Origin of the sequence: Halomonas sp. 707B3 (assembly GCF_024158645.1) — a bacterium.
Taxonomy (GTDB): domain Bacteria; phylum Pseudomonadota; class Gammaproteobacteria; order Pseudomonadales; family Halomonadaceae; genus Vreelandella; species Vreelandella lionensis.
This window is the reverse complement of the sequence record NZ_JAMZBE010000129.1, coordinates 1-10,199: the sequence shown is the minus strand read 5'-3', so window position 1 is coordinate 10,199 and position 10,199 is coordinate 1. Positions and strand designations below refer to the sequence as shown.

Sequence of the window (10,199 nt, the reverse complement as noted above, 5' to 3'; positions counted from 1 at the left end):
GGGCAGAGGCGGCTACTGAGCAGGCCCCTGAAGCTGCCACCCGTATTGCCGAGTGGCGCACTGCACGCCTGGATGCCGTGGAGCGCGGGCAAGCGGGTGTTTGGGTAGGCCATTACGATCTGCTGGCGTTACCAGCGGCGAAGGGCTAGCCCATGCCTGCGTGGCGTTTTCTGCGGCAGCCGTGGGTGCAGCGCGGCTTAATCAGCCTTGCGCTGCTGGCGGTGGTGGCCTTATGGGTAAAACCAGCGGCCATTCTGGCGGAGGTGAAGCGTCTAGCCCCGTTATGGGTGCTAGCGGCGCTTGCCATCAGTGTGCTGCAGGTAGCGCTCAGCGCTTGGCGCTGGAAGCTCACCGCTGGTTTGGTGGATGTCCCGCTACGCTTTAGCTATGCCCTGCGCGAATACTACCTAGCGCTGCTGGTCAACCAGCTACTGCCGGGGGGCGTATTGGGAGATGCAGGGCGCGCCCACCGTCACGCTCGTCAGGCAGCTTCCAAAGGCAGCGCTTGGCGTGCGGTGGTGATTGAGCGAGCGTCCGGGCAAATGGCGGTGGCGCTACTCACGCTAGCGGCGCTGTTTACGTCGCCCCTCTGGCATGCTGCGCTAGGCGTGCCCCTACTACTCACGCTGGCTGCCAGCTTTGTGGCTGTGCTGTTGGCGCTGGTGGCGCTAGGTGAGTGGTTGCGTCGTGGGCATGGAGTCACGCTACCCGCCTGGTGCAATGCGCTGGGCCGAGATATTCGCCGGGGGCTGTTGCAGCGGGGCGTATGGCCGCTGCAGTTAGCCTCCTCGCTGACGATTGTGCTCAGCTATGGCCTAGTGATGGTGTGCGCCGCCCGGGCCATTGGCAGCGAGATGCCTGCCCTTGAGGTGCTGGCGCTAGCACCAGTGCTGCTGTTAGCCATGCTGGTGCCGCTCTCGATTGCGGGGTGGGGGCTGCGCGAAGGCGCCGCTGCCGGTATTTGGGTGCTGGTGGGGTTACCCGCCGCCCAGGGGGTCGCCATCTCGCTGGCGTATGGCGTGCTGGTACTGCTCTCTAGCTTACCGGGCATTTGGGTGGCGCTAGGTAAACGTGCCCGCGCCACGCCTGGGCGCGGTCCCGCGTTTTCTGGGCCACCATCGTCGGGTGGTTTAGAAAGCCCGCAGCTCCACATCGAACAGCGTGTCGTCGCCGCACCGGAACGAGCGCATCGTAGGGCGCAGCGCGCTCTCCAGGGTCTCGATGGGCGTCATTTGCAGGCCCGGCCTGCCGGAGCCAATCAGCAGCGGTGCCACCATCAGGTGCAGGCGGTCTACGCTGTTAGCCTCAATAAATTGGGAAATAGTGATACCGCCGCCTTCCACCAGTACACGCTTCAGCCCGCGCGCTGCCAGCAGGGCAATCACATCGGCGGGGCTGAACTGCCCGCTAGCGTTCAGGGGCAGTACGCAGTGCTCAGCGCTGCTGGCCAAAGGCGCGACCTCTGGCCCGGTAAGGTGCAGCGTTTTCACGTCGCCGTTGGTGAACAGCGCGATATCGCTGGGCACGCGACCACGCGGGTCGAGCACCACGCGGGTCGGGTGGCAGCCGCTCACATGGCGCACGGTGAGCTGGGGGTTATCGGCGGCGGCGGTGCCTGCACCCACTATCACCGCGTCGGCCAAGGCACGCAGCCGATGCAGGTGTACCAAGCTTTCCGCGCCGTTGATGTAGTGGGAATGGCCGCTTTCCGTGGCGATTCGCCCATCAAGGCTCTGCCCCAGCTGGGCGACGACCCAGGTGGGGCGGGTCGCCAGCGGCGTCAGGCAGTCCAACAGCGCCTGGGCCTGGGGCGTTACCGCCTGCGGCGAGTGCCACTGGCCATCGCTGGCAAGGGATATACCGGTAGCACCGGACGCGCCTGCACACTGGGCTGTCAGCCACGCCCACGCCGTATCACTATCGATGGGGGAGTATTGCTGGGGGCTACGGGAGTCGGGCATGACGCCTCCACACTGAAAATAACCACAGATCATGCGGGGCTGTGCGGCCCAACGCAAGCGACCTTTGCCCACATCACTAGGCAACCTGGAGGCCTACATGTATCACATTGAACGCGCTATTTTCGATATTCGCCGTGGTTTGCCGGTGGTTATTAACAGCGGTGAGCAGCGCCTTCTGGTGCAAGCGTTGGAAGGCAGCCGCTCGGTAGATGCCCTGGCACGCCTCTCCGGTGCGCGCCCCACGCTGGTACTCACGCGCCACCGCCTGGAGGCCATGGGCATGTCGCTCACCGCCGAGGCCGCCTGCCTGCCACTACCAGAGCATGTGAGTGAACACGAGCTAAACCAGCTAGCGGTAGCAAATGCAGCCACTAAGCCTAGCGCGCTACTCAGCGGCTTGAAGCCCGCCGGGGCGGCAGAGCGTAGTGCGGTAGCGCTAATGCGACGGGCGCTACTGATTCCGGCAGCGCTGACTGCGGTGGTCAGCGAACGGGCACAGGAGGAGGTGGCCGAGCAAATTGCCCAAGGGCGGCTGTTGGAAGTGAAGGCTGAAGAGGCGCTGGCGTGTTTGGCTGGCGCGCCGGGCATGCTGAAACGGGTGAGCGAGGCTAATATTCCGCTTGAGGATGCCCCCAATAGCCGCTTTGTGCTGTTCCGTGAACCGGATGGCCTACGCGAGCACGTTGCCGTGGTGATCGGTGAACTCGATAGCCTGGAAGGCCCCGTGCCGCTGCGTATGCACTCCGCCTGCTTAACCGGCGACCTGTTTGGCAGCCTGCGCTGTGACTGCGGCGAACAGCTGCGTAATGCCGTGGCCGATATCCAGGCGATGGGGGGCGGTGTACTGCTCTACCTTGCCCAAGAGGGGCGGGGAATTGGCTTAGCCAATAAGCTGCGTGCCTATACGCTGCAGGATAGCGGCCTGGATACGGTGGATGCCGACCAGGTACTGGGCTTTGGCGACGACGAACGCCAGTACGCGGTGGCGGTGGACATGCTGAACGCTCTGAGTATTGATCAGGTACAGCTACTCACCAACAACCCGCTGAAAATGGCCGCGTTGCGCGAAGGCGGTATTGAGGTGGTATCCCGCCAGGCGCTGTATGGCAGCGTGACCGACCATAACCATCGCTACCTGAGCGCCAAAGCCAACCGGGCGGGCCACTTTTTGGATGAAGTGCTAGAAAGCCGCAGTCGCTAACGTTTACCTGCGGCCGCTGATGGCTCCAGCGGCGGCAGCTTGGCCGTTTCTGCTACCACCTGGGCAAGTTGTGCAGCATAGTGGTGAACAAGCCGTTTACCGAGGGCGGCGTTGGCTTGGCTAGCATCCCCCGCTACGCCGTGGTGGCTTAAATCTTCCCCTAGCCAAGCGAAAGCAGCGCTGCCTTCCGGGCTTACCAAAGCGCCCTCCGATGGTGTGGCGGGGGCGGCGGGGGTATAGCCTTCAAACGTCACCAGTTGCGGCGCTAAGTGCTGCATCATGGAAGTTTCCAGCAGCCCGCCGTGCAGCCCGTAGCGCAGCTCATCGGCGTTCATCGCGCCTTCCAAGGGGGGCAGCCGCGTGTAGGTCGCTTTGACCACGCGCATGTGGCAGCGCCGCCGAAGCGTGAGCGCAGCTAAATCCATCACCGATTTATTCCCCCCGTGGCTATTAATCAGCATGAGCTTGTGAATCCCTGCACGGGCAATGCTCTCGCCGTAGGCTTCCAATGTAGCGATCGCCAGCGGCGCGGGCAGGCTCAGCGTGCCGGCAAAACTGGCATGCTCATCGCTGGCACCCACCGCGATAGCGGGCAGACACACAACATCCACGCTAGCGTCCTGCTTCTCTAACTGTTTGAGCATCGCCGCCTGCAAGCCCTCGCCGATGATTAGGTCGGTGCCTAGCGGCAGATGAGTGCCATGCTGTTCAATGGCCCCTAGGGTAATCACCGCCACCGGGTCGCGCTGGGCAAGGGTGCGTAGTTGGGGGGCGGTCAGGTGCTGCCAGTGATAAACCATGACAATCTCGCTAGCTGAGTGGGTTGTTCAGTAAGTGGCTAGTGGTTGGCGAGTGGCGCCGCCAGCAGCGGGTGGTCGCTGCGGCAGGCGTAGATATCGCCTGACGCGAGATTCCCTGCGCCTTCAGCAAGCCATGCTGCCATGGCATTCGGCGTTTGCCACGTAGCAAACCGGAACTGGCGCTGCTCTCCGGCAATGGCGTTAAAGCGGTAGTCGCCTAGCCGGTTTATCTGTGCTAGGCAGGCGTGGCTGACCTCCAGCATTCCGGCGACAAATTCAACCGAGAGCGCGGCCACCGGATGGCTAAGCCCCTGCAGCACCTCGGCTTCAAACCCTTCTACGTCGATTTTGATAAAGCGTGGTTCGCCAAAGCGCTCAATCAAGGCATCCAGGGTGGTCATCTCCACCCGCAGGGTTTGCTCCCAGCGCACCCGTTGAAAACCGGGGTTTCGCTCGCCCACTAGGCTACGCCACTCGGTTGCTAGGGTGGAGAGGGTCGGGTTGCCCACACTAATGGCAATATCCGCATAGCCTGGCTCGGGGCCAACGGCCATCGGCAGCAGTGAGATATGCGGGCTTTTTAAAAGCCGTTGGAACCATTTGGCGAGCGCTGGTTGAGGCTCTAAGGCTATTACCTGGGCGCCCAGCGCTTGAAAGGCCGCGCTGCGGTCGCCTAGGTGAGCACCAATATCAAATGCAATATCGCCCTTTGCTAAAAAGGGCTGGTAGAGCCGCTGTAAACTTCGCTGACGCCCAGGCCGCCAGTAAATAAACAGCGAGCGGGCTAGCCCGCTGGCGCTGCGCAGCTGCTGTAGCGTCGAAGAGGGCATTAGTGAGGCTCCTTAGCGCGGGGGGCAGGCGGCTCATGGGGGGCTTTGGCGGGCTTAAGCAGTTGGCAAGGCATCTCCCCCAGCAGTTCCGCTGGTGGCATGACCAGCATAGCAGAGGGCGTCTGCGTTAATATTTGAGGGCTACGCGCCATTAGATTCGCAAAATCCTGTAAAAGCACCGGTTTCAAACTAATGCTGGGGGTATGTAACAGGCCAAAACGGTGGCTGATGACGCCGCCCCAGGTGCCACTGCTGGAGTATTTAACCAGCGGCGCGGCGGCCACTAGCCCGAGCCAGGCGGGCGTTAGCCAGCCAAACGCGGAGGGTGAAAAAAGCACCATGGTTCCTGCCCATAGCACACCGCATAGGGTCATCCACCCCGTATGCCGCCAGGTTTCTCGCCAGCTTAACGAGCGTTCGCCCCGGTGTTGGGTTTGCCAGTCGATGGCGCGGCCGATCAACACGTTAATAATAAATAGGCTATGCCACGCCATCATCAACGGGGCAATTAAGGCGGCAAACACCATTTCCAATAGTGTGCTGACCACCAGTTTAAAGCGTCCGCCAAAGGCGTGGGGACATTGGCAGAAGATTAACAGTAAGCCCAGCAGCTTAGGCGCAATCAGCATCCCCAAGGTGGTACTTAGTAGCCACAGGGAGAGCGCCTGGGGCAGCAGTGGTTCGGCTGCGTCGTCAATGGCGTGGTAGCCCACCATCAAGCTGGTACACAGTAAAAGTCCAAGCCATACCAGTGATGAAAGATAGGCAAAGGCGCCAAAAAAGAAGTGCAGGCGGCTGATAGGGTGGAAGCCCACGCCAGCTAGCAGGCGTAAGTGTTGTAAGTTGCCTTGCAGCCAGCGGCGGTCGCGTTTGGCAAAGTCGAGCAGGTTGCTGGGCATGGCTTCAAAACTGTTACGCGAGGCGCTGGCATGGGGGTTGCGCCGCGACATGGCCGCCGTGGCGGAGGTGTCCAGCAGTACCTGCCAGCCGCCGCGTTTAAGTAGCGCGGCTTCCACAAAATCGTGGCTTAGCAGTTCGCCTCCCAGCGGTGGTTTGCCCGGCAGCGTAGGTAGCCCCGCGTGGGCCATAAAGGCGCGGGTGCGAATAATCGCATTGTGCCCCCAGTAGTTAGCAGCATCGCCCTGCCAGAAACTTTGGCCCGCTGCCAGCATGGGGCTATAGAGTGCCGAGGCGAGCTGGGTAAAACGGCCAAACAGCGTGCGTTGCCCCACGGGAATGGGCACGGTTTGAATGAGCCCCACGGTGGGGTAGCGCTGCATTTGATGCACCATGTGCAGCAGCGTGTCACCGCTCATCAGGCTGTCAGCATCCAGCACTACCATATAGTCGTAGCGGCGCCCCCAGCGCCGACAAAAATCGGCAATATTGCCCGCTTTACGTCCGTGGTTATTGGGGCGGCGGCGGTAGTGGATCGCGAGCTGGCCTGCCATGCGCTGCTGCAGCGCGGCCACGTGGGCAGCTTCTTCTTCAGCGTGGGCAGCATCCTGAGTATCGCTGAGGATAAAAACTTCAAAATGCTGACGAATAACGTTGGCGGTGTCGTCACCTTGAGGAGTGGGCTGCTGTAGTAGCGAGCGGCAAGTGGCCTCTAGGCCAGCAATGGTAGGAATGGGCGGCTCGGCGTAAATAGGCATGACCAGCGCCGTACGGCTGACCAAGCGGCTGGTAGTGGGGCGCTCGGCGGTTAAGCGTTTAAGGCTTAACGGATCTAGGCGCAGCGCGCAGATCACAAAGCCGCAAATGGCTCCCCAAAACGCCAGCGCAATCCAGCTAAACGTCAGCCCGAACAGCGTAAGCATGGTGATTTGCCAGCCTAGCGCTAAGTTGCTGACGACTTGAGCCATCGCTAGACAGCCGGCGATGCTGGAGCCAATGACCAGCGTGGCGAGCAGGGCCCGGCGGGCGTTGAGCCATGGAATAGACGGCGTGAACGTGGGTGCATTACGCATCGGGATACCACACATAGTTCCAGGTTTCTGTGACCGGCTCACCGTCATGCATCAGACGCAGGCGGATATCGTTGGGCTGACTGCTGGGCGGTAGTCTGAACGTGGCCCGTCTTCCGTTATCGGGCAGCACTTTTACCTGGGGCAGCAGCGCTTCGCCATTGAGCACGCTGATATCCAGCGCTAATTTGGCCTCTGGGGCGAGGTTATCCAATTCGCCTCCGGCAAAATCGACCACAAACTGGCGCTGGTTCGCTGAGGAGGAATTCGTTTCACCCGGCACGGCGGCGGTGCCTTGACGGGTGCGAATCACCTGCCCAAGGGTGTGCTCTTCGGGCTGTTCGTTAAGGGTGTAGGTGCGGTAGTGCAGGTGCTGGGATTCACCGGCACTTAGCGTGTCGTCGGATACCCAGTAGGCCACGATGTTGTCGTGGGTTTCATCTGGCGTGGGGATTTCCACTAGCTCCACGCGGCCCTGGCCCCAGGCTTCCAGCGGCTCTACCCACTGGCTGGGGCGGCGGTGGTAGTTGGCTTCCAGGTCAAGGTAGCGGTCGAAGTCGCGCTCTCGCTGCATCAGGCCAAACCCCTGGGGCGCATCGTCGGCAAAGCTTGAGACCCTCACCGCTGTGGGGTTGCTCAGCGGCCGCCAAATCCATTCGCCGCTACCGGTATGCATTAACAGGCCGTCCGAGTCATGCACCTGGGGGCGGAAGTCGTCTGGCCGCTGGGCCGAGGCTTCGCCATAGGTGAACATGCTGGTGAGCGGCGCAATGCCTACTTTCTCCACATCGCTGCGGGCAAAAATTTCGGCTTCCACCTCGGCTTCGGTTTGTTCGCCGGGGGTGAGGGTAAAGCGGTAGGCACCGCTGAGCGACGGGCTATCCATCAGTGCCATCAGCGTGACACTCTCGGTGTCGTTGTCAGGTGTGACCAGCCAAAATTCACGAAAGGCAGGAAACTCTTCGCCTTGGGAGGAGGCCGTGTTGATCGCCAGCCCACGGGTGGATAACCCGTAGGCCTGATGCTGACCAACCAAACGAAAGTAGCTGGCGCCTAAAAACACCGCGAACTCATCGGCGTAGTCGGAGTTGTTAATTGGGTAGTGGAGCCTAAACCCGGCGTGGCCGCTGCCGCTTAAATCATGCTCAAGCAGAGTGCTTGCCTCGCCGTCGTAACGAAAGTCATCGGCGGTGAAGTCGAGCGGTGTTACCTCGCCTGCTTCTACCAAGTTCAGCGTCACCGGTGTTTGGAATAGAAACCCGCTATGAAATAGCTGCAGGCTAAAAGGGCTTTCATCGCGCCAGTAGGCGCGCTCTGGGTTAAAGCGTATTTGCCGGTAACCGTCGTAATTTAACGCCTGCAGGGCTTCAGGCAGATTTGCCTCGGGCGCTTGATAGGGGGAAGCAGCTAACTGTTTGGCACGTTCTAGTACCTGTTGAAATACAGCATCTTCGCTGGCTGAAGCAGGAAGGGCGAGTAACCAACCTAATGACAACATCCATTTTGCAGCAGTACGACAACCCATGGGCGAGTTCCTTTCGTTACCAATAAGAGAGTTAACAACACGTCATTGTGTGAAATATTTGAACAAAAACTATACGCTTAACAAGTTAGGTTAAAAAATGGCAATTTAAACGCAGCGAGGCGCGTGTGCCGCTTGCCGGTTATGCCGCTGATATTCTGTTCACCGCTAGTAGTCCATGAGGTCTCAATGCTCCGTATTCTATTAACGGCCAGCGCGCTTAACCTGCTGCTTATCCTTCCCTTATGGTGGCGTTCTGGCACGCTGGGCTCGCCACTGATCGCTTGGGAAGCATGGGTTATAGCCCCAGCCATACTGCTGTTACCTCCGGGTTTTTGGCGGCGTGTGGTAGGGGTGGGCGTGGTAAGCATCATGGCACTGGCAACGGCAGCAAATCTCGGTGAAGCTGCGACTTACACTGCATTTGGAAGGCCGCTTAACCTCTACCTGGATGTACCGCTGGTGCGCTCTATTTACCACTTACTTGTAGGTAATGTAGGCCAACTCGCAGCGGTTTGCCTGATGCTGATTGGCGGCGTGCTGCTGCTTATGCTGCTTTGGGGACTGTTGCGATTGCTGCTGCCCGCCACTCACTTGAGGCTCGGCCGCTGGTCGGGGAAATTGGCGCTTGCAGTACTAGGGCTGGCGATGTGTTTATCCTTGTTAGAGTTCCACGGTAGCCGCTTGGTTCCCAATACAACGCTTCCGATGGTGAATACCGCACGTTTTCAGTGGGAGCAGGTGGTGGAAACCCATCGCGCTCGGCAAGCCTTTACTGAACAGCTGGAAGAAAATCCGCTGGCGGTTCAGGCGCTGCCTGGGTTGGCGGGGCGTAACGTGCTGCTGACGTTTATTGAATCTTATGGTGTCTCTGCGCTCAACGACCCGCGCTATAACCGAACGCTGCTGCTGACTTTGGAAGATATTAATCGCCGATTAGCAGAAAACGACCTGCACGTGGTGTCGGGGCTGGTGGAATCACCGATACAAGGCGGGCAGTCGTGGCTGGCCCATGCCACCACGCTTAGCGGCCGCTGGATCGACAATCAGCTGTGGTACCGGCTGATGCTAGATAGTGGCCACTCGACGTTGATCGATGACTTTCGTGCAACCGGCCAGCGCACGCTGAGCGTGATGCCTGCGATTACTCTGGCATGGCCGGAAGGGCGTGCTTACGGGTTTGACGAGATCGCCGCCGCTAAGGATATTCCCTACGCAGGGCCGCCACTCAACTGGGTGACCATGCCTGACCAGTTTACGCTGGACTACACCCAGCGGGAGCTGCTTGGCGATGCGCCGCTGTTTGCACAGCTGGCGCTGATTTCCAGCCACGCGCCCTGGACGCCGGTGTTACCAGTATTGGAGAACTGGTCGCTGGTAGGCGACGGCAGTATCTATGCGCCCTGGGAGAACGCAGGCGACCCACCCGAGGTGATCTGGCGAGATTTGGAGCGCATTCGTGACCATTACGCGTGGTCGGTGGACTACTCTGTTAGCGTGACAGGGCGCTGGGCTGAGCGCGTGGCCGATGAGCAGACGCTGTTGATTGTGCTGGGTGACCACCAGCCCGCACCGCTGATTACCGGCGAGGATGCCAGCGCCGCCGTGCCGGTGCACATTATCAGCGGCGACCCGGCGCTACTGGCAAAGTTTAAACAGCGCGGCTTTGTGGATGGCATGTTGCCCCCTCTGGCTCGCCCGCAGGATGCGCCGCGTATGAGCCAGCTGCGCCACTGGCTGCAGCAGGACTTTGGCCCTTCAGCACCATCACCAAGGACGACACCATGATTCAACCGGTTATTCTTAGCGGCGGCAGCGGTACCCGGCTTTGGCCGCTCTCCCGCGAGCAGATGCCTAAACAGTTTTTGCGCTTAACCGGCGAGCAGAGCCTGCTTCAGCAAACGCTCACCCGCCTTGA

Annotated in this window: 8 protein-coding genes and 1 pseudogene; 4 read left to right on the top strand and 5 right to left on the bottom strand. The window is 60.5% G+C overall.

What is annotated here, in order from left to right; genetic code table 11:
* Nucleotides 1-152: 152 nt before the first annotated feature.
* A pseudogene (locus BIS10_RS14650) lies at nt 153-1,025 on the top strand (lysylphosphatidylglycerol synthase transmembrane domain-containing protein); the annotation flags it as partial.
* Nucleotides 1,026-1,130: 105 nt separating this feature from the next.
* Here BIS10_RS14650 and BIS10_RS14645 read toward each other — a convergent pair.
* Nucleotides 1,131-1,961, bottom strand: coding sequence for a RibD family protein (locus tag BIS10_RS14645; protein WP_083023120.1), 831 nt, complete (start codon nt 1,959-1,961; stop codon nt 1,131-1,133).
* A gap of 97 nt (nt 1,962-2,058) precedes the next feature.
* Here BIS10_RS14645 and ribA point away from each other — a divergent pair, with 97 nt between their 5' ends.
* Entirely contained in the window at nt 2,059-3,162 is a 1,104-nt protein-coding gene (gene ribA, locus BIS10_RS14640) for a GTP cyclohydrolase II RibA (protein WP_253506192.1), read from the top strand.
* Here the strand turns inward: ribA and BIS10_RS14635 are convergent.
* Genes BIS10_RS14635 through BIS10_RS14620 form a run of 4 tightly spaced genes read right to left on the bottom strand, consistent with a single transcriptional unit; the run spans nt 3,159 to nt 8,284 of the window.
* Entirely contained in the window at nt 3,159-3,962 is an 804-nt protein-coding gene (locus tag BIS10_RS14635) for a creatininase family protein (protein ID WP_253506190.1), read from the bottom strand. The genes ribA and BIS10_RS14635 overlap by 4 nt on opposite strands.
* 38 nt (nt 3,963-4,000) lie before the next feature.
* On the bottom strand, nt 4,001-4,792 hold the full coding sequence (locus BIS10_RS14630; RefSeq protein ID WP_253506188.1) for an FkbM family methyltransferase: 792 nt from the start codon (nt 4,790-4,792) through the stop codon (nt 4,001-4,003).
* Nucleotides 4,792-6,762, bottom strand: coding sequence for a glucans biosynthesis glucosyltransferase MdoH (gene mdoH / locus BIS10_RS14625; RefSeq protein WP_253506186.1), 1,971 nt, complete (start codon nt 6,760-6,762; stop codon nt 4,792-4,794). The genes BIS10_RS14630 and mdoH overlap by 1 nt, the downstream gene beginning before the upstream one ends.
* The gene (locus BIS10_RS14620) at nt 6,755-8,284 is read right to left on the bottom strand and encodes a glucan biosynthesis protein (RefSeq protein WP_253506184.1); all 1,530 of its coding nucleotides are present in this window, start codon (nt 8,282-8,284) and stop codon (nt 6,755-6,757) included. Before BIS10_RS14620 ends, mdoH begins: the two co-directional genes overlap by 8 nt.
* Nucleotides 8,285-8,470: 186 nt before the next feature.
* On the opposite strand from BIS10_RS14620, the gene BIS10_RS14615 reads away from it, so the two are divergent.
* Nucleotides 8,471-10,069 (top strand): alkaline phosphatase, encoded by a 1,599-nt coding sequence (locus BIS10_RS14615; RefSeq protein ID WP_253506182.1) that lies wholly within the window; start codon nt 8,471-8,473, stop codon nt 10,067-10,069.
* The coding region (locus BIS10_RS14610; RefSeq protein WP_253506194.1) for a sugar phosphate nucleotidyltransferase at nt 10,066-10,199 on the top strand (134 nt) is incomplete at its 3' end. The genes BIS10_RS14615 and BIS10_RS14610, both read left to right, overlap by 4 nt.

Excerpts from the sequence above, each read along its gene's own strand:
- BIS10_RS14620 (WP_253506184.1), bottom strand. The coding sequence starts at position 8,284 with ATGGGTTGTCGTACTGCTGCAAAATGGATGTTGTCATTAGGTTGGTTA.
- ribA (WP_253506192.1), top strand. The coding sequence starts at position 2,059 with ATGTATCACATTGAACGCGCTATTTTCGATATTCGCCGTGGTTTGCCG.
- BIS10_RS14615 (WP_253506182.1), top strand. The coding sequence starts at position 8,471 with ATGCTCCGTATTCTATTAACGGCCAGCGCGCTTAACCTGCTGCTTATC.
- mdoH (WP_253506186.1), bottom strand. The coding sequence starts at position 6,762 with ATGCGTAATGCACCCACGTTCACGCCGTCTATTCCATGGCTCAACGCC.
- BIS10_RS14630 (WP_253506188.1), bottom strand. The coding sequence starts at position 4,792 with ATGCCCTCTTCGACGCTACAGCAGCTGCGCAGCGCCAGCGGGCTAGCC.
- BIS10_RS14635 (WP_253506190.1), bottom strand. The coding sequence starts at position 3,962 with ATGGTTTATCACTGGCAGCACCTGACCGCCCCCCAACTACGCACCCTT.
- BIS10_RS14645 (WP_083023120.1), bottom strand. The coding sequence starts at position 1,961 with ATGCCCGACTCCCGTAGCCCCCAGCAATACTCCCCCATCGATAGTGAT.